General features: G+C 70.1%; 15 protein-coding genes and 1 pseudogene. 4 read left to right on the plus strand and 12 right to left on the minus strand.

The window, feature by feature from the left end; genetic code table 11:
* Positions 1-36: 36 nt before the first annotated feature.
* Together OG933_RS04875 and OG933_RS04880 are read left to right on the plus strand one after the other, a co-directional pair.
* Positions 37-336, plus strand: a pseudogene (locus tag OG933_RS04875) (IS5/IS1182 family transposase); the annotation flags it as partial.
* A 148-nt stretch (positions 337-484) separates the two neighbouring features.
* Positions 485-904 (plus strand): hypothetical protein, encoded by a 420-nt coding sequence (locus OG933_RS04880; RefSeq protein ID WP_405625564.1) that lies wholly within the window; start codon positions 485-487, stop codon positions 902-904.
* A gap of 639 nt (positions 905-1,543) precedes the next feature.
* Here OG933_RS04880 and OG933_RS04885 read toward each other — a convergent pair.
* From OG933_RS04885 to OG933_RS04905, 5 genes are all read right to left on the minus strand, one after another.
* The gene (locus tag OG933_RS04885; RefSeq protein ID WP_405625565.1) at positions 1,544-2,215 is read right to left on the minus strand and encodes an enoyl-CoA hydratase-related protein; all 672 of its coding nucleotides are present in this window, start codon (positions 2,213-2,215) and stop codon (positions 1,544-1,546) included.
* A 44-nt stretch (positions 2,216-2,259) separates the two neighbouring features.
* Positions 2,260-2,874, minus strand: coding sequence for a TetR/AcrR family transcriptional regulator (locus tag OG933_RS04890; protein ID WP_362522132.1), 615 nt, complete (start codon positions 2,872-2,874; stop codon positions 2,260-2,262).
* 129 nt (positions 2,875-3,003) lie between these two features.
* On the minus strand, positions 3,004-4,062 hold the full coding sequence (locus OG933_RS04895) for an LLM class flavin-dependent oxidoreductase (protein WP_405625567.1): 1,059 nt from the start codon (positions 4,060-4,062) through the stop codon (positions 3,004-3,006).
* On the minus strand, positions 4,062-4,595 hold the full coding sequence (locus OG933_RS04900) for an SRPBCC family protein (protein ID WP_362522136.1): 534 nt from the start codon (positions 4,593-4,595) through the stop codon (positions 4,062-4,064). Before OG933_RS04900 ends, OG933_RS04895 begins: the two co-directional genes overlap by 1 nt.
* 111 nt (positions 4,596-4,706) lie before the next feature.
* Positions 4,707-5,204, minus strand: coding sequence for a helix-turn-helix domain-containing protein (locus OG933_RS04905; protein WP_362522138.1), 498 nt, complete (start codon positions 5,202-5,204; stop codon positions 4,707-4,709).
* A 152-nt stretch (positions 5,205-5,356) separates the two neighbouring features.
* Between OG933_RS04905 and OG933_RS04910 the strand changes: the two genes are divergently transcribed.
* The gene (locus tag OG933_RS04910) at positions 5,357-6,442 is read left to right on the plus strand and encodes a LacI family DNA-binding transcriptional regulator (protein WP_405625568.1); all 1,086 of its coding nucleotides are present in this window, start codon (positions 5,357-5,359) and stop codon (positions 6,440-6,442) included.
* Positions 6,443-6,506: 64 nt separating this feature from the next.
* Here OG933_RS04910 and araB read toward each other — a convergent pair whose 3' ends face one another.
* The 7 genes from araB to OG933_RS04945 all read right to left on the minus strand — a co-directional run bounded on the left by araB (position 6,507) and on the right by OG933_RS04945 (position 17,423).
* Entirely contained in the window at positions 6,507-8,228 is a 1,722-nt protein-coding gene (gene araB, locus OG933_RS04915; protein WP_405625570.1) for a ribulokinase, read from the minus strand.
* 234 nt (positions 8,229-8,462) lie between these two features.
* Positions 8,463-10,268 (minus strand): RICIN domain-containing protein, encoded by a 1,806-nt coding sequence (locus tag OG933_RS04920; protein ID WP_405625571.1) that lies wholly within the window; start codon positions 10,266-10,268, stop codon positions 8,463-8,465.
* A gap of 21 nt (positions 10,269-10,289) precedes the next feature.
* On the minus strand, positions 10,290-12,473 hold the full coding sequence (locus OG933_RS04925) for a beta-galactosidase (protein WP_405625573.1): 2,184 nt from the start codon (positions 12,471-12,473) through the stop codon (positions 10,290-10,292).
* Between the two features lie 49 nt (positions 12,474-12,522).
* Positions 12,523-13,458 carry a carbohydrate ABC transporter permease gene (locus OG933_RS04930; RefSeq protein WP_405625574.1) on the minus strand — a complete coding sequence of 312 codons (936 nt, stop codon included), beginning with the start codon at positions 13,456-13,458 and terminating at the stop codon, positions 12,523-12,525.
* Positions 13,455-14,396: a carbohydrate ABC transporter permease gene (locus tag OG933_RS04935; protein ID WP_405625575.1), complete on the minus strand. Its 942-nt coding sequence runs from the start codon at positions 14,394-14,396 to the stop codon at positions 13,455-13,457. Before OG933_RS04935 ends, OG933_RS04930 begins: the two co-directional genes overlap by 4 nt.
* Positions 14,397-14,469: 73 nt before the next feature.
* Positions 14,470-15,861, minus strand: a complete 1,392-nt coding sequence (locus tag OG933_RS04940) for an extracellular solute-binding protein (RefSeq protein ID WP_362522150.1) — start codon at positions 15,859-15,861, stop codon at positions 14,470-14,472.
* A gap of 488 nt (positions 15,862-16,349) precedes the next feature.
* Positions 16,350-17,423 (minus strand): LacI family DNA-binding transcriptional regulator, encoded by a 1,074-nt coding sequence (locus OG933_RS04945; RefSeq protein ID WP_405625577.1) that lies wholly within the window; start codon positions 17,421-17,423, stop codon positions 16,350-16,352.
* A gap of 377 nt (positions 17,424-17,800) precedes the next feature.
* On the opposite strand from OG933_RS04945, the gene OG933_RS04950 reads away from it, so the two are divergent.
* Complete coding sequence (locus OG933_RS04950) at positions 17,801-18,175, plus strand: signal peptidase I (RefSeq protein WP_362522154.1); 375 nt, start codon at positions 17,801-17,803, stop codon at positions 18,173-18,175.
* Positions 18,176-18,395: the final 220 nt, after the last annotated feature.

The raw sequence follows: 18,395 nt of genomic DNA on the forward strand, positions 1-18,395 counted from the left end.
GGCTTCGGAGCCGTCCTGGACAGCCCCGTTCACCGGGCTGAGCCCTCGCCGAACTACCGACACTCGACCAACAGCCAGGTCGTCATCGACGCCGACACCCGCCTGGTCGTCGTGGTCGGCCAGCCGCTGGCCGGCGACCTCAACGACTACAAGTCATGGGAGGAATCCGGCACCGAAGCAGCAGTCGGCAGCCACCCACGACCGCCGACAGCAGCTGTCCCAGCAACCCGGCTCGTCATGCCCCACCGCCGACGCAAGGGCGAAGGCCTTCCGGACTGGAAGAAAGCACACACCAAGTCCCACAAGCAGGTCCGCGCCCGCACCTCGGAACACCTGAGCTTCCCAAGCTCAGGGCCAATCAGTGCCATTGGCCTGGGCTGTGTCGATGGATCAAGAGTCAGCCGGTGCCCTTCAGCTGAAGTGGGAACTCGTAGGACATGGTTGGGCAAGATGCCACCTGTCCGATGACTCTCAGACGGCATCGGTGACCGCCAGCCACTGCACTGACGCGTTGGCGGAGCTTGTAGCGGGAGCTGGCGAGCTGTATGGGCGGCAGCGCTCAGCCCGGTTCTTCTTCGACAGCGAGCCGCAGGAGCTTCGCTGGGTGCTCCGCACAACGGATGACGTGGTCAACGTGACTATCTACAAGTTCCCCGACGTCGCCGTCAGCCCCGACCTTCCGGACTCCCACGGCACGATGATTTGGCAGGCGACCTATCCGCGTCCGGCATTCGCTCACGGTGTTCTTGAAGCGGCCCACACTGTGCTCACGGAGCATGGCGAGGCCGGCTATCTCGCCAAGTGGGCCATGCATCCCTACCCCGTCGCGCTGGTCCAGGACCTCCGCAGGCTGCACATGCGCGACGACGTCTGCGACCTGTCCCACGACCTGTCGCGCCCGTAGGCGGCCCGCGCCGCCGTCTCAGTTTCCTTCTCGTTCAGCCCCGTTCACGGCCGTTCTGTCAGAGGCTGGTGAGATCGTGCCCGCATGGACACGCTCTTCGATCTTCCCGAACTGGAGATACCAGAGGAAGCCGTCATTTCTCGCTACCGGCTGAGCGACGACCAGTGCGGCTCGCGTGCTGAGCGGGAGGCGATCTTCGACGCTGAGCGCACCATGACGGCCGCCGTCCAAGAGGCGGGCGTCGGCGTGGACGGGAACGAGTTCGGCGGAGGCGAAGCCGTGCTGTACGCCTACGGGGCGGATGCGGAGGCGCTCTTCAAGGTGATGGAGCCGACCCTTCACGGTCTGCCGTTCAGGCTGGCCCATGTCGTCCTGCGACAGGGCAGCCCGGAGACTGAGTCCCGAGTGGAAGAAGGCTTTCTGACATCCACGGCTGACATCGACAACGCCGGACGCGGGCGGGCGCCAGCGCCTCTGTCCGACCGTCGCACCGTCGCACCGTCGCCGACAGCCGCAGGAGCGGGATCGGGTGGGATGGGATCGAACTCCCCATGCGGTGGTCAGCCGGGGCAGCCCCCGCCCCGGGGGTCAGCCGGGGTGCGGGGTGACGAGCGGTGGGGTGCCCGGTGCGGGTGCTGGTCAGCCGAGCGGGTTGGTCGCGTCGCGCAGGGTGGCCAGGGCAGGGGCGTACATCCGGGTCTTGATGGTGCCGAGGGTGTCGCCGGCCTTGGTCACCTGCGCCTGGGCGATCTCGATGGCGGTGGAGCGCACGGCGTCCTCGGTGACCGCCCGGTCGACGATGCCGGCCGCTGCGGCATCGGCGCCGCCGTAGCGGCGGGCGGTGAGCATGGCCTCGTGCGCGGTCTGCGGCGCCAGCCGGGACTGGATCAGGGCGGCCATGCCCGGGGTGAAGGGGATGTTGATGTCCGCTTCGGGCAGGCACCAGTAACCGCGGTCGGCGCGCATCACACGGAAGTCGTGGGCGAGGGAGAACATCGCGCCGGCGGCGAAGGTGTGCCCCTCCAGCGCGGCCACCGTGACGACGGGCAGCGACAGCAGCCGCGCGAACAGCTCGTGGACGGAGACGACGTAGTCCTGGTGCTGGTCGGCGTGGGCGAACAGCCAGTCCAGGTCGAGCCCGTTGGAGTAGAACTTGCCGGTGGCGGCGGTGACCAGGGCCCGGGGGCCTTCCGCCTTCTCCACCTCGTCGAGCGCGGCGCCGACGGCGGTGAGCCAGTCGGGGTGGAAGCGGTTCTCCCCGTCTCCGAGGTCGAGGACGAAGACGTTGTCGTGACGGTCGAGCGAGGGCATGGCGACTCCTTCGAACTGAACTGACTGGAGCGAGTGGTTGCGGGCTACGGCCGGGGCTCCCCGGGTCCGGCGCCGGGGCGGTCGCGCAAGGTGTGGAGGAGCAGGTCGTGGATCTCGGCGGCGGCCGCCTCGATCGGGGCGGTGCTGCGCTCGGCCCGACACATGATCACCGCGCCTTCGACCGCGGCGATGACGAAGGAGCCCAGCCGACGGCTGCGTTCCTCGGTCAGGCCGTGCCGGACGAAGAGGGCCGCGAGAGCCTCCTGCCAGCGGGCGAAGACGGCGGCTGCCGAGACGACGAGCTGGGGTGCGTCGTCGTTGGTCTCGACGGCCACCGCCACGATCGGGCAGCCGGCCCGGAAGCCGCTCTCCACGAGCCGGTCGCGCCACAGTGCGAAGAACGCGTCGACGGCCTCCACCGGATCATCCGCCCGCATGGCGGCGTCGATCAGTCCCGCGATGAAGTCCCCCGCCAGTGCCACCGCCTCGTCGATGAGCTGAGTCCGCCCGCCGGGGAAGTGGTGGTACACCGAGCCCCGGGGAGCTCCGCTGTGGGCGAGCACACGGTCGATGCTGGTCGCGCTTGCCCCGTACTCACGCAGCAGCGCAGCAGCACTGAGGACCATCCGGTCACGGCTGTCGCTCTTGCGCGGACTCACTTGCCTCACCCCTCCCGACGACGAGATGGCCCGCCGGGCGGGCTACCTGTCGGTAACTTATGGGGTATGGCATAGAACATGCAAGGGGCACTCCCCTGGGCCGCCCTCCCTCGGCCGCCCAGGCCTCCGCTAGCCGGTCGCCTCGTCCTCGAGGTCGCGGACCAGCTCGACGGCCCGGCCCAGGGTGGCGAGTCGGGCGTCGAGGGTCTCGCCGGCCGGATAGAAGCGAACGGTGTCGACACCGGCGGCGCGCCAGACGCGCAGCCGCTCGCGCACCATGTCCTCGGTTCCGATCAGCGTGGTCGCCAGCACCATCTCGTCGGTGACCAGTCCGGCCGCGCCGTCGCGGTCCCCGGCCTGCCAGCGGGTCCGGACCTCGGCCGCCACCTCGGCCCATCCCTGGCGGCTGTAGGCGTTGTTGTAGAAGTTCGTGGTCGAGGAGCCCATGCCGCCGAGGCTGAAGGCCAGTTCCTTCTTGCGTCCGGACACCATCGCGCGCAACGCGTCCTCGTCGTCCGCGAAGGCGACCTCGGCGCCCTGGCAGATGTCGAGGTCGGAGCGGATGCGCCCGGCGGCGGCCAGACCCTGGTCCAGATGGTCGAAGTACGCCTCTTTGGCGCCCTCGGGCACGAAACTGGTGCCCAGCCAGCCGTCGGCGACCTCACCGGTCAGGTGCAGCATCTTCGGCGAGAGGGTCGCGAGGTAGACGGGGATGTCGTACTCGGCACGCATCGACAACCGCATGGGTTTCGTGTCGCCGGGCAGCGGGATCCGGAACTCCCGGCCGGAGTAGGAGACCTTCTCGCCCGCCACGGCCTGGCGCACGATCTCGACGGTCTCGCGCATCCGTGACAGCGGCCGGGCGAAGGGCACGCCGTGCAGCCCTTCGATCACCTGCGGTCCGGAGGGGCCCAGTCCGAGGAGAAAGCGCCCCTGGGAGATCTGCGACAGCGTGATCGCGGCGCGGGCGATGGCCATCGGCGTCCGGGTACCGAGCTGGATGATTCCCGATCCGAGCAGCATGCGCTCGGTCTTCGCGGCGAGGTAGCCCAACGGGGAGGGCGCCTCCGAGCCCCAGGCCTCCGCCACCCAACAGATGTCCAGACCGAGCTTCTCGGCCTCGGTGACGTAGTCGACGATCTCGCGCCAGTCGGCACCGGAGGCCTCGATCGTGGTGGAGGTGCGCATCACAGGCTCGCCTCGCCCGAGGTCCGGGCGCTCTCGGCCAGCTTCTTGATCTCTTCCAGGGTGACGGTCATGTTGGCCTCGAACTCCCGCATACGCACGAAGACGATCTTCTGCTCCTTCTCCGGCATGCGATCGATGGCCAAGGACAGGCCCGAGCGGCCCGGCCCCATCTGCATCCACTGCGTCAGCAGAGTGCCGCCGTCCTGCGGCTCCAGGGTGAACCGCCAGACGGCGGTGGGGTGTTGTGGATCCTCGACCGCCCAGGCGAGCACTCTCGACGGCTCGTACTCGACGATGTGGGAGGTGGTGGCCCACTCCCCCAGTGCCTCGTGCTTGCTCCGGCCGATGAAGCGGGCCCCCGGCGCGGGACCGCTCCGGCCGTCCAGCCATTCCACCGACCGCAGCTCCGCGCTGATACGCGGCATCAGCTCGATGTCGGACACCAGCGTCCATACCTGTGTCGGCGAAGCGGCGATCCAGGTGTGCACCTCGACCGTCGGCCTGTCCGCGTAGCGCGCGCCCGTCCACTCCATGATCCTGCGGCCTCCCTGCCCGTCCGAGAACCTCATACCAGGTTTGACCAGTAAAGTTGCGTAGATAGACTCACTTGTCAAGGGTGGACGCGGCCCACCCGGGCGGCTGGTTCAGTCCGCGAAACGCTCGCGCACATCCGGCCGCTCGGCCAGATGCGGTGGATAGCCGGGGCCCATCAGGGGGCGGGTGTTGTCCGCGGTCATCGGCTCGCCGCAGGCGGCACACACCACCTCGGCATGGGTCTCCTGCCCGCACACCTCGTGCCGCATGGCCACCGGCGGACCCGCTTCACCGGCCAGCCAGCGGTCTCCCCACCGGTTCATCACCAGCAGCACACCGTAGAAGTCGCGCCCCATCTCGGTCAGCACGTAGTCGTAGCGCACCGGCTCCGTCTGGTACGGCCGCTTCTCCAACAGCCCTTCCTCCACCAGTCGGCGGAGCCGGTCCGTCAGCGTGTTGCGGGCGATCCCCAGCGACTCCTGGAACGCGTCGAACCGCCGGATCCCGTAGAACGCCTCACGGAGCACCAACGGCGTCCACCAGTCCCCGAGCAGGTCCATGGTCCGCGCGATCGAGCAGGGCCACTGCGCAAAGGATGTCCGCCTCATGGCAGCCAGCATAGGTTCGTCCCGTCGTGAGACCCAGCAGGTACGGCGAACGACCGGTGCGGGGACGCGCTGACCGGGCAGGCGTGAGGACGCAGGTGGTCAGGGGGTCTCTGACATCATGGGGCCCGGATGCGTGACCACCGGGAGGCGCCATGGCGCGGGAATCAGGACGAGGCGGGACTTCCGCCGCGCCGCGCAGCGTGGACGTGGCCCGGCTGGCAGGCGTCTCGCAGAAGACGGTGTCCAGGGTCTTCAACAACGAGGCCTACGTCTCCGCGGAGGTGCGCGGACGCGTGCTCGCGGCCGCCGCGGAACTCGGCTACCGGCGCAACAACGCGGCTCGCGCCCTGGCCTCGGGCCGGACCCGTTCCATCGGCGTGGTGACGCTGGGTACCGCTCTGTACGGACCCGCGTCGTTGCTCATGGGCGTCGAGCGAGCCGTCCGGGACACGGGATACGCGCTCCGTGTGGTCAACACCGTGGAAGGCGACCCGACGGGCATCGCCGGAGCCGTGGACTCGCTCCTGGACCAGGGCGTGGACGGCATCGTCATCTCCGAGCCGATCGACGAGAGCGGGAACGGAGACGACGGGGAAGGGTCGGAGGTCTCCGTCCAGGTCGACGTGCCGGTCCTCGTCTGCGGCGCGCCACCGCCGTTCGCCGCGCCCAAGGTGCTGGCCGCCGGGGTCGGCGCCGACCAGTTGGCGCGCACGGTCACCGAGCACCTGCTCGGCCTGGGACATCCCACCGTCCATCATCTCGCCGGTCCACAGCGGTGGTACGCCGCCCGGGACCGGCTCGCCGGATGGCGGGCGGCGCTCGCGGCTCAGGACCGGCGCGAGCCGCCGCTGGTCGAGGGCGACTGGTCGGCCGCCTCCGGCTACGCCGCGGGCCGTGAACTGGCCTGCGACCCCGACGTGACGGCAGTCTTCGCGGCCAACGACGACATGGCCATCGGCCTGATCCGCGCGCTGACGGAGGCCGGCCGACGCGTTCCGGACGACGTGAGCGTCGTGGGTTTCGACGACATCCCGGTCGCCGCCTATGTCACCCCTCCCCTAACGACGGTGCGCCAGCCGTTCGACGCGGTGGCCCAGGACGGCATCAAACGTCTCGTGCACGCCATCGAGAACCCGCAAGCCGACCCCTTGACGGCGAGTGAACCACCGGTCGACCTCATCGTCCGCGCCTCGACCGCGCCTCCGCCGGCGGGCCGTGGCACTTCCGCCCACCACTAGGCGGCGTCGGCCGGCCCGGGTGCCAAGGGTCGAATCCGGCCCGCGCGGGTGGGGGCCGGTGTCGTCATGACGGGGTTCCTTTCGTGCTCGGCCGCGTGTGCGGCGCTCCGGCGGACGCTTCCGCGCGGATGCGGCGCAGGCGGTGCATGACCTCGTTGGTGCCCCGCCCGAAGTAGTCGTGCAGGAGCCGGTATTCGGCGTACAGGCGGTCGTAGGCCGCGGCGCGTTCGGGGTCCGGCAGGTAGGCCCCGCGACGGGCCTTGCCCATGGCGTGGGCCGCGGCCCGGATGTCGGGGTACGCTCCGGCGGCGACCGCGGCGTGCATCGCCGCGCCGAGTGCGGGGCCCTGGGCGGAGCCGATGACGCCGAGCGGGCGGCGGGTGACGTCGGCGTAGATCTGCATCAGCAGCGGGTTCTTGGTCAGGCCTCCGGCGATGACGAGTTCCGCCACCGGCACGTCGGATGCCTCGAAGGCGTCGATGATGGTGCGGGTGCCGAAGGCCGTGGCCTCCAGCAGCGCGCGGTAGATGTCTTCGGGCCGGGTGGAGAGGGTCAGTCCGACCAGCACGCCGCTGAGGTCGTGATCGACCAGGACGGAGCGGTTGCCGCTGTGCCAGTCCAGGGCGACGAGGCCGTGCTCGCCGACCTGCTGAACGGCCGCGAGGGCGGTGAGGTGTTCGTGCGGGTCGCGGCCCAGGGCTGCGGCCTCTTCGGCGTACGACGCGGGAAGGCCGCTCCGCACGAACCAGGCGAAGATGTCGCCGACGCCGCTCTGTCCGGCCTCGTATCCCCACAGGCCCGGCAGGATGCCGCCGTCCACGACCCCGCACATGCCGGGCACCGTGGCCTGCCGGTCGGAGCTCACCACATGGCAGGTCGAGGTGCCCATGATGACGACCATCTGTCCCGGATCCACGGCTCCCGCCGCGGGCGCCGTCACATGGGCGTCGACATGACCCACGCACACGGTGATGCCCTCGGGCAGCCCCGTCCAGGCCGCCGCCTCGGCCGTCAACGTCCCGGCCGGTGAGCCCAGTTCGCCGATCGGCTGGTCCAGCTTGTCGGTCACGAAGCCGGCGAAGTCCGGGTTGAGCGCCGCGAGGTAGTCGCGGGAAGGGTAGGCGCCGTCCTGGAACTGGCCCTTGTAGCCGGCGCTGCAGGCGTTGCGGACGTAGGTGCCGCACAGCCTCCAGACGATCCAGTCCGCGGCCTCCACCCACCGCTCGGTCCGGCGGTAGACCTCCGGATCCTCCTCCAGCACCTGGAGCGCCTTGGCGAACTCCCACTCCGAGGAGATCTTTCCGCCGTACCGGGCCGGCCACTTCTCCTTCCGCTCGGCGGCGAGCGCGTTGATGCGGTCGGCGTGGCTCTGTGCGGCGTGGTGGCGCCACAGCTTCGGGTAGGCGTGCGGACGGCCGACGAGGTCGGGGAGTTCGCACAGGGGTGTGGCGTCGGCGAGGACCGGCAGGAAGGTGCAGGCGGTGAAGTCCGTGCCGACACCGGTCACCTGCTCCGGCCGCACTCCGGCACGGGACAGCGCCTGCGGCACGGCGTGGCGCAGGACGTCGATGTAGTCCGACGGAACCTGCAGGGCCCAGTCGGGGGGAAGCGTCGTTCCGTCGGGGAGTTCCCGGTCCAGGACCGCGTGGGCGTAGGGATGCTCCGCGGTGCCCAGCTCCGCTCCGTCCCGGACGCGGACCACCACGGCCCGCCCGGACAACGTGCCGAAGTCGACTCCGACGACACAGGATTCGAGGTGTGCACGGTCATCGCGCTCGGTATTCACAACCAGCCATCCTGGTTGATGAGGAGATCGGGCGGGCGGACCGTCCGGACCTGGCGTTCGATGTGTCGGCCGATGTCTCGGCCGACGCCCGGTCGTGCGAAGGGCCCGGTCATGCCAAGGGCCCGGTCGTGCCAAGGGCCCGGTCATGCGAAGGCCCGGTCGTGCCAAGGGCCCGGTCGTGCGAAGGAAGGTGCGGGGTCTGGCGACGAGTGCCAGACCCCGGGTTCCAGGTGTCTACTGAACGAGTTCCCAGTCCTGTGAACCGTCCGTGAGCGCGGTCTGCAGGGTCAGCTGCGCCCCGGCGGTCGCACCGGTCAGATACAGGCCGGTGTTCTTGACGGACTGGAGCTTGTAGAACCCGTCGGCGGTCTTGACGAGGTTCCAGCTGCCGGTGTCGCTGTTGTCGACCCACTGGCCGATCTTCTGGCCGGCCGTGGCGTTGCCGGTCCAGATCGCCGCCGCGCGGCCGCCCGACTTGTTCAGCAGGCTCACACCGCCGTTCGGCTCGGTCGTCAGGTGCCAGTACTGGGTGTCCGCGTCGGCCGCCGAGCCCGGGGCCTCGAGCCGGACGTCGGGCACGTCCGCGTTGCCGATGTTCGCGTCGTTGGTCTTGTTCCCGGTGCCGATCACCTGATCGGTCCTGCGGTTCACCAGTTGGTGGTAGGCGCCGTCGGAGTGACCGAGGTCGACCTCGGCGTAGGCGATCGTGGAGGTGCCCTGGTTGTTGAGGACGGCGATGCGGCCGGTGCCGTCGACGTACTGGAGGTTGCGGCTGTAGCCGGCCGGTGAGGTCGTCTGGTACTCCTTCCACGTGCTGTCGCTGCGTCCGCTGTCGTTGACCCAGACGTTGCCGCTGCCGGCCGCGTTGTAGACCAGGCGCCCGCCGGGAAGCCGGATGAGGACCGGGCTGCCGCCGGCCGCCAGGGCGTGGGAGCCGGCGTCGAGCGGCAGGGCGTTGACGCCCGTGCCGGTGGCGGAGCCGGTGTAGAACTTCAGCGGGTCGTCGGCGAGCACGTACCTGGTGTTGGCTCCTCCGCCCCAGTACTCGAAGGTCAGCAGCCATTTGCCGTCGGTCGTGCGGACGACGTTCGCCATCCCCGGCCGCCCGCCGCCGATCTCCGTCTTGCCGCCGCCCATGTTCTGGGTCAGTCCCGCGACGTCGACCACGGGTGCGCTCCACGCCGCGCCGAGACCGTCCCAGGTCTTGTGCGCGAGGATCTGGCCCTGCGAGTCCGTGGCGGTGTCGTTGGCGGGGTCGAGGGTCGGGACACCGGTGGTCGCGTTGAAGCCGGTGTAGTCGTTCTCGTCGGAGTAGTAGCAGACGAGCCGGCCCTTGTGGACCATCAGGTACGGCTCCCAGACGGGGTCCACCTGGTGACGGGTGTTCGCGTCGGCGATGTTCTGGCCGACCGCGCCGGCGCTGCCGCCCTGCCAGCCGCCGGTCGCGACGACGTTCTCGACCTTCCACGTCGCACCTTCGTCGGTGCTGGAGTACAGGGCGATCGCCAGATCCTTGCGGTCGCCGTCGTTGGTCGGCGTCCAGTTCGGGTCGGCCGCCTTGTGCTCCTTGTAGTAGTGGTCGTCGCCCGAGACGACGCTCGCGAGCAGCAGCGTGCCCTGCTTCAGGTTCCCGACGTCCTGCGGAAGGACGTACAGGTAGGGGTTGGTCCAGTTGCTGGTGTACTTCGCGTACTGGGGGTCGCCGGAGAGATACGCAGGAGCTTTGACCTCCGACAGGGGCTGCCACGTCGTTCCGTGGTCGTCGCTCTTGTAGACCGGGAGGGTCTGCTTGTCGGCGCTCCCGGTCGCCGTCACGACCGTGGACTTCTCGAAGGACGCGAGAAGACGTCCGCTCGGCAGCTCGGCCGACTTCGGGTAGACCGCGCAGTTGCCCCGGCCCTTCAGACACGGCTCGCTGCCGAGCTGGTACATGATCCCGCCCGTCGGGTCGTACGCCTGCGCGTTGACCATGGGTATCGCGAGGATCGCGGATGTGGCGGTGAAGACACCGAAAGCTCGTCCAAGCCTTCTTCGTGGCATTGCCCCTCCTCAGGGAATGGATCAGGAACGGTGGGCTGCTTCAGGGGCCGGCGCGCCGGCGGCGTCGGTGGAGACGAGCACGCGTACGTCCCAGGGGCCGAGGTCCAGCGCCGAGCCCGAGAGGATCGAGGTGCCCGTCAGGGCGTCGGAGAGGTCCACCGGGGCGGGGACGCTCACGGGCTGCCAGCTCCAGTTGTGGACGAGGTGCACACGGCGCCCGTCGGTCGACGTACCCGTGGTCGCGGTGACGGAGGCGGGCAGGTCGCGCCACCCGCTGCCGGCGGCCGGGACCAGCCACTCGGCCAGCGTCCGGGCGAGGTCGCGGCCCGGCACCGTCCCGACGCAGGTGACACGGCCCTCGCCGTGGCGCCGTGTGGTGACGGCGGGCCAGCGGCCGTGGTGCGGATGCTCGTACTGGGCGAGGACGTCGGCGTCGACGACCGTGAGGCCCTCGATCCACCGTGTCGCCGTGGCGTTCTCGGGGACGTCCAGCGGCCCACCGGGCACGGCGCGGACCGGGATGTCGCGCGTGAGGTTGCTGAACTCGTCGTACCGGACGCCGGCGGCGGGGACGAGACGTCCGGGTGTCGGCTCGTGGCGGGCCCGGGCCTCGTGGTCGGCGTACGCGCTGCGCGGGCCGAGGACCAGGTGGCCGCCTGCCCGGGCGTAGGCCTCCAGCCAGTCGAGCGTGCCGTCGTCGACGACGTACAGGGCGGGGGCGACGAGGACGGGGTGGCGCTGTACCGCCTCCTCGGGCGTCATTCCCCTCTGCTCGCCGCGTGGGTCGTGCAGTTGGCGGGCGTGGACTATGCGCACCTGACGGCCGGCGTCGAACGCGCCGCGGTAGAAGGGGTCGAAGAACCGGTGGTAGGCGGTGGCGTCCGGTTCGCCGTCGGCGGTCGCGAGCGGCGGGTACTTCTGCATCAGCCACTTGCTCGGCATCGAGTAGACCATCGTGATGTCGGCGTCCGGCTCGAGGTCGGCGACGAGCGGGCCCGCCGTCTCGAACTCCGCGCCGAGACGGGCGATTTCGGCATACGTACGGCCGGGCTGCCCGCTGTGCGGGAGGACGCCGCCCCAGTAGGTCTCCGCGCCGAAGCGCAGGGTCTGCCACTGCCAGTACTCGATCATGCGGGCGCCGCGGCCGACGAGGGCCCAGGCGGCCTGGCGCCACTGGCCGTCGTAGCCGGGCCGGTTGTCCCACGGGAAACCTATGCTCTGGGCGTTGGTCTCGGTGACCAGGAACGGCTCCTGGCGGGAGGAGAACATCCAGTCGGCGCTCTGGTACATCGACCAGACGCCGGTGCTCTTCCACTTCTGCTCGTGGTCGTCGGGCGTGGGGTCGGGCAGGAGCAGGCCGTCCTGCATGTCGTAGTACGGGTTGCCGGAGGCGATGTCGAGGCGGTCCGTCATCTCGTCGTCCTCCACCCCTTGGCGGGTGTAGGAGATGCAGGTGGTGACGAAGTGCTCGGGGTGGGCGTACTCGCGGACGATGTCGGCCTGCCAACCGATGAACTCGGTGACCTGCCGGGCCTGGAACTCCCGCCAGGCGACGTCGTACTGGGGCTGTTCGTTGCCGTCCGGCGTCCACAGGTCGGCCCAGGTCGACAGCCGGTGCGACCAGTAGACCAGGCCCCATTCGCGGTTCAGGGTCTCGACGTCCCCGTACTTCTCCCGCAGGTGGTCCACGAAGCGCTGGAAGACACCGCGGTTGTGGAAGAGGTGCAGGCCCGGCTCGTTGTCCACCTGCCAGCCGATCACCGCAGGGTGGTCGGCGTACCGGGCCACCACCTTGCGGATCACCCGCTCGGCGTGGAACCGGAAGGCAGGGTGGGTGAAGTCGGCCTCCTGCCGGGCGCCCCAGCCGATGCGCTCACCGGTGCGCCGCTCGCCGGTGATCTCCGGGTACTGGCGGGCGAGCCACGGCGGTGCGGCGTACGTCGGGGTGCCGATGACGACGGAGATGCCCCGCTCGTGGGCGCCGTCGAGGACGGGCTGGAGCCAGTCGAGGTCGAACCGGCCGTTCTCCGGTTCCCAGGTCGACCAGACCGACTCGCCCACCCGGATCACGGTGAAGTGCGCCTCGGCCATCAGGTCCAGGTCGGTCTTGAGCCGTTCGTCGGGCTGCACATGGGGGTCGTAGGCGGGCGTGTACTCGTGGTAGTAAGCGGCGCCGAAGAGGACGCGGGCAGGCAGAGCCGCCATGAAGGGGAACCTCCGAGGAAACGGGAGTGGAACGGGGATGGGGTGGGCGCTACTGCTTGACGCCGCCGGCGGCCAGGCCGCTCTGCCAGTACCGCTGGAGCATCAGGAACGCCACGACGAGCGGGATGATCGAGATCAGGGAGCCGGTCACGACCAGCGCGAGCATGTCGCTGCTGGAGCCCGCTCCGCCGTTCTGCGCCTGCGCGGCCCAGGAGGAGAGCCCGACCGTGATCGGGTACAGGTCCGGGTCGTTGAGCATGATCAGCGGCAGGAAGTAGTTGTTCCAGGTCGCCACCAGCGTGAACAGCAGGACCGTCACCAGGCCCGGGCCGAGCAGCCGGAGGACGATCCGGAAGAAGATCCGCAGCTCGCCGGCCCCGTCGATGCGGGCGGCCTCCAGGATGCTGTCGGGCACGGCGTCCTCGGCGTAGACCCGCATCAGATAGAGACCGAACGGGTTGACGAGGGAGGGCAGGATGACCGCCCAGGGTGTGTTGACCAGGCCCGCCTTCGCGAAGAGCAGGTAGGTGGGGATCGCCAGCGCGGTGGCCGGGACCATGACGGCGCCCACGACGAGGTTGAAGGCTGCTCGGTCGCCGCGGAAGCGGAACTTGGCGAAGCCGTACCCGCCCGCCGCCGCGAGCAGGGCGGCTCCGAAGGCGCTGACACCCGCGTACACGGCTGTGTTGAGTAGCCAGCGCACGAAGACCCCGTTGTCCTGGGTGAAGGTCTCCCGCACGTTCGTCAGCAGCTGCGGGGCGTGCGAGAACCACAGGCCGAAGCTGTTGAACAGGTCCTGGGTGCTCTTGGTCGAGGCGATCAGCAGCCACAGCAGCGGCAGGAGGAAGTAGGCGAGGGCGGCGAGCATCGCGATGGTCAGCGGTGTGCTGCGGCGGGCCGACGGGGAGCGGCGCCGCTTCGCGGGTGTCGCGGCAGCCGGGTCCGCCGACGATGCGGCGGTCGCCGTCGGAGCGGTGGTCGTCACGAGGTCCTCCTGCGGTTCGCGGTGAGCAGGACGGCGTACGAGACGATCACGATGACGAGGCCGAGCAGGAAGGACACCGTGGCCGCGTAGTTGACCTGCTGGCCGGTGAAGGCGAGCGTGTAGGCGTAGAGGTTGGCGGTGTAGGAGCTGCTGATCACGTCCGGGGCGACCTTCATCAGCAGGTTCGGCTCGTTGAACAGCTGGAAGCTGCCGATCACCGAGAACAGCAGGGTGAGCATCAGCGCCGACCTGAGGGCGGGCAGTTTGATGGAGCGGGCGATCCGCCAGGCGCCGGCCCCGTCCACGGCCGCCGCCTCGTACAGCTCGGTGGGAATGGTGCGCAGGGCGGCGTACAGGATGATCATGTTGTAGCCGACGAACTCCCAGGTCACGATGTTCGCCAGGCTGCCGAGCATCCAGCCGTCGCTGAGGAAGTCCGGTGCGGGCAGGCCGAGTTCGCGGCTGAGCTGGGCGAAGGGACCGAAGTCCGGCCCGTAGAGATAGCCCCACATGAGGGCCGCGACCACGCTCGGGACGGCGTACGGGACGAAGATGCCCAGCCGGATCACCCGGGACAGCCGCAGCAGACCGCTGTCGAGGGCCAGCGCGAACGCCAGCGCCAGCAGCAGCATCACGGGGACCTGGATCACGAAGAACAACGCGACGCGCCCGACGCCGTGGATGAGCTGGGGGTCCTCCAGGGCCCGGACGTAGTTGTCGAGTCCGACGAACGCCGTTCCGCCGACCAGGCGTTCCTGGAAGAGGCTCAGGTAGGCGGCGTAGCCGAGCGGCGCGACGAAGAGCAGGAGGAACAGCGCCATGAAGGGAGCGACGAACAGAGGCCCTGCCGACCGGCGGCGGCGCACGCCGCCGCGCCGGGGGCGGGTGGGCCCGTCTCGGCGCCGACCCTTGGGGGAGGCCGCGGGCGTGGCAGTCATCATCGAACCTTTCCGAGGGAGGGGACGGTGCGTACGGGTGGCCCCGCGCCGCTGCGCGGGGCCCGACGGGCCGTCAGGACGTGTGGACCGTGAAGCCCTGGGTCTTGGCGTACGTGGTGAGCCGCGACTGCCAGGTACCGAGCGCGCGCACGGTGTCGGTCTTGTCGGCGAGGGACTTGCCGACGGTCTCCGTCCAGTCCGTCGCCGCCTGGTCGAGGAACGGCGGCCACTGGAACGTCGTGTTGACCGTGGTGCCGATGTCGGCGAAGACCTGGTTGACCTTCTGACCGCCGTAGAACGGGGACTCCTGGCCGACGAAGGCCTCGTCCGCGAGCAGCGCCTTGGTCGCGGGGAAGAAGAACTGCTCGGTGGCGAACATCTTCGCGCTGGCCGGGTCGGTGTTGAGGAACTGCGCGAACACCGCCGCCGCGATCGGGTTCTTGGTCGCCCGGATGACCGCGGTCGTCGAACCGCCCCAGTTGCCCGAGCTGGGCTTGGCGGCGTCCCACTGCGGCAGCGGGGCCGCCCGCCACTTGCCGGCGGTGGACTTGGCCGACCCGGAGAGGAAGACCGGCCCCCAGGCGGCGGTGAGCCAGGTGGCGTACTTGCCCTTGTTGAGCCCGGCGTACCAGGAGTCGGTGAAGTCCGGCTCGACCCCGATGACGCCCTCCTTCGCGAGGGTCCCCCAGTACTCGCCGAGCATCTTGGAGACGTCGTCGTCGACGCTGACGGTGATGTCGCTCCCGCCCGACATCACGTACGGCTTCGCGTCCGCCTGCCAGAGCAGTCCGTGCCAGGCCGCGGCCTGGTTCGCGGCGAGGTTGGTCAGGTAGACGTCCGGGTCGGCCTTGTGCAGCTTGCGGGCCGCCGCGGCGAACTCGTCCCAGGTACCCGGCACTTCGATGCCGTGCCGGTCGAAGATGTCCTGCCGGTACAGCATGCCCATCGGGCCGGTGTCCTGGGGGATCGCCCAGACCTCGCCCTTGCTGCCGCTGACCTGGCTCCAGGTCCAGTCGACGAACCGGTCCTTCAGCGCGGACGCCCCGTACGGCCGCAGGTCCAGCAGGCTGTTGGTGATCGTGAAGGTGGGGATGGCCTGATACTCGATCTGCACCATGTCCGGTGCGCCGCTGCCTGCCTTCAGAGCCGTACGGAGCTTCGTGTACTGGGGGGTTCCCTGGCCGGCGTTGACCACCTTGATCTTGACGGCCGGGTACTTCGCCTCGAAGAGCGCGACCTCCTTGTCGATGTTCGGGACCCAGGTCCAGAACGTCAGCTCGGTCGGCGTCTTCATCGCCTTGTCGATGTCGGCCTGGCCGACCGGCTCGGCGGAGGTGCCGCCGCTCGTGTCGTCTCCGCCGCCGCAGGCGGACAGCGCGGTCGCCAGCGTCAGGGCCCCGGTCGCGGCGAGGAAGCCACGACGGTTCAGGTGGGCCGAGGAGGGGGCTGTGAAGAATCTGGACATGGTGGACTCCGCAGGGGTGCCTAGGGGATCCGCGCGCTGGGCGGCGGCGTGCTGAAGGGATGCCATGAGATGGGATCGGGCGTGAGGGGCGGGGCGCCGGCGGGGCGAGTGCCTTGCTCGCGGAACCGGGGCCGAGCACGTCACGCTCGTCGACCGAAGGGGGCCGGTGCCGGTGCCGGTGCCGGTCAGGGTCTGAGACGGGGGCGGGGGCCTGGGCGGTGATCGGCTCATGGGGGGGGGCGCCCGGGCCGCGGCGCTGGGGAGGGAGTGGTGGTGCGACGACCAGGTACAGAGAGTCGGCTCGCGCACTCACAGGCGGGTGTCGAAGCAGGTGGCGTGATGGACCGGGTACGGGTGGACGGACTGCTGGTGGACGAGGTACGGGTGGACGGGCTGCTGGTGGGCGGGCTGCTGGTGGGCGGACTAAGGCCGGACGGACTACGGGGGACGGAACTCCCCTCGTGTCAGGTGACGGGGTTGACGGGGACTCAGGCCGTGGTGCGCCGGGATTCCGGGGTCGTCCGGTACGGCGGGGGTGCGGTCGACGCCCGGACGACGAGGTCGACCGGCGGGTCCTGCTCCGGGATGGGGTCCGCGTCCGGATTCTCGATGGCGTGCACCAGCCGCTTGAGGCCGTCCTGTGCCGTTGCCTCGAACGGCTGTCGCACCGTCGTCAGAGGAGGAGACACGTAGGCGGCGACCGGAACATCGTCGAGGCCGACGACACTGATGTCCTCCGGTACACGTCGGCCGGCTTCGAGCAGCGCGCGGATCAGACCGATGGCCATGTCGTCGTTGGCGGCGAAGACGGCCGTCACGCTGTCGTCGGCGGCCAGCCGGCGACCGGCCGCGTATCCGGAGGCGGCCGACCAGTCGCCCGTGATGACAGGCGGTTCGCGTCTGCCGTGTGCGGCCAGCGTCGCTCGCCATCCTTCGAGGCGGTCCCTGGCGGCGAACCAGCGTCGGGGACCGGCGAGGTGGTGGACGGTCGGGTGCCCCAGTTCGAGCAGGTGCTCCGTGACGGCCCGCGCCTGCTGGTGGGAGACGAGGCCCGCGGTCACCACCCGGGAGGCGGCGAACGGCGGCGGTGCGCCGAGGACCAGGACCGGCACGTCGACGCGGACGGAGAGGTCCGCACCGTCGTCCTCGTCGATCGGCTCGGAGATGACGATGCCGTCCACGCCCTGATCGAGGAGCGAGTCGACGGCACCGGCGACACCCGAGGCATCGCCCTCCATCGTGTTGACCACGCGGAGCGCGTAACCGGTGTCCCGGACGGCGCGCTCGACGCCCATGAGCAGTGACGCGGGACCGTACAGCGCCGTTCCGAGCGTCACCACCCCGATGGACCGGGTCCGCCCGGAGGCCAGCGCACGGGCGGCGTGATTCAGCCGGTATCCGAGTTCTTCGGCGGCTTCCAGGACGCGTCGGCGCACGCCGTCGGAGACGTACTGCTCACCGTTCATGACCCGGGACACCGTCTTCTGCGAGACGCCCGCCAACTGCGCCACGTCAAGGCTGCGTGGCGCGGTGCCGGTGCTGCGGCTTGTCAGTCGTGCCATGGGTGTCTCCCGGTCTCGGGCAGCCGGCGGCTTGGCCTGTTCTCGTCTGACTGCGCTGCCATGACTGCGCAGACATATCTACGCACTGGGGCGAGACACGTCAAGAGTTCGCGCAGGATCTCCGTCATCGAGGCGCGCTGTCGGAGCGGAGCCCGGCCGACGCGGCCCCCGGCCGCCTCTCTGCCCGAACCACCGCTGCCGCGTCACTGCCGTCGAGCCACCGCCGCGGAGTCACCGCCGTCGAGCCACCGCCGCGGAGTCACCGCCGTCGAGCCACCGCCGTCGAGTCACCGCCGTCGAGTCACCGCCGCGGAGGCCAGGGCGTGTGGCGAACGTGCCGACAGTGCCGGCGAGACCAGTTGCTAGCATCCGGCAGCGTGAACGAGAGCGTGTATGTGGGCAACGCAGGCAAGGATGCGCCACTGGACAAGGGGTGGCTTCTCGGCCATTTCAAGGACGTCGGCGATCCGCGTCACAGCGACACCGTGGAGATCAAATGGGGCGTCCACCCTCGCGGTGACGAGCGATCGGAGTGGGTGCGGGGCGAGGAACGCACAGCGCTCCTGGTCCTTGTCAGCGGCCGCTTCCGCGTCGAACTGCCCGGTCGCAGCGTACTTCTGCAGGAGCAGGGTGATTACGTCGTGTGGGGACGCGGAGTCGACCACTCGTGGTTCGCCGAGGAGGAGTCGGTGGTACTGACGGTCCGGTGGCCGTCCGTGGCCGGCTACGCGGTGGCCGACGCTCACGCCTAGGGGCGGTCCGGCCGGTCTCGGCCGGACCGCCCCTCGGTCTGCCGGGCTCGCCGCCATGCGGTGGGTCCCGCACACCCTGGTCGAGGCCCTCGGACGGCTCGTCCGGCCGGTCGGTGCTCGACACGTGGACCCGGCCTCGGGCATCGGGGATCCGGCATCCCGCACTCGGCATCCGGCTCGACCGTGCCGGCTGGCATACGGTACTTGTGTCCGACAGGGT

The organism is Streptomyces sp. NBC_00016 (genome assembly GCF_045040885.1).
In the GTDB taxonomy this organism is placed as follows: Bacteria; Actinomycetota; Actinomycetes; order Streptomycetales; family Streptomycetaceae; genus Streptomyces; species Streptomyces coriariae.

Coding starts and splice junctions, on each gene's coding strand:
- OG933_RS04925 (WP_405625573.1), bottom strand. CDS start 12,473: ATGGCGGCTCTGCCTGCCCGCGTCCTCTTCGGCGCCGCTTACTACCAC.
- OG933_RS04885 (WP_405625565.1), bottom strand. CDS start 2,215: ATGCCCTCGCTCGACCGTCACGACAACGTCTTCGTCCTCGACCTCGGA.
- OG933_RS04935 (WP_405625575.1), bottom strand. CDS start 14,396: ATGACTGCCACGCCCGCGGCCTCCCCCAAGGGTCGGCGCCGAGACGGG.
- OG933_RS04920 (WP_405625571.1), bottom strand. CDS start 10,268: ATGCCACGAAGAAGGCTTGGACGAGCTTTCGGTGTCTTCACCGCCACA.
- OG933_RS04910 (WP_405625568.1), top strand. CDS start 5,357: ATGGCGCGGGAATCAGGACGAGGCGGGACTTCCGCCGCGCCGCGCAGC.
- OG933_RS04940 (WP_362522150.1), bottom strand. CDS start 15,861: ATGTCCAGATTCTTCACAGCCCCCTCCTCGGCCCACCTGAACCGTCGT.
- OG933_RS04945 (WP_405625577.1), bottom strand. CDS start 17,423: ATGGCACGACTGACAAGCCGCAGCACCGGCACCGCGCCACGCAGCCTT.
- OG933_RS04895 (WP_405625567.1), bottom strand. CDS start 4,062: ATGCGCACCTCCACCACGATCGAGGCCTCCGGTGCCGACTGGCGCGAG.
- OG933_RS04905 (WP_362522138.1), bottom strand. CDS start 5,204: ATGAGGCGGACATCCTTTGCGCAGTGGCCCTGCTCGATCGCGCGGACC.
- OG933_RS04900 (WP_362522136.1), bottom strand. CDS start 4,595: ATGGAGTGGACGGGCGCGCGCTACGCGGACAGGCCGACGGTCGAGGTG.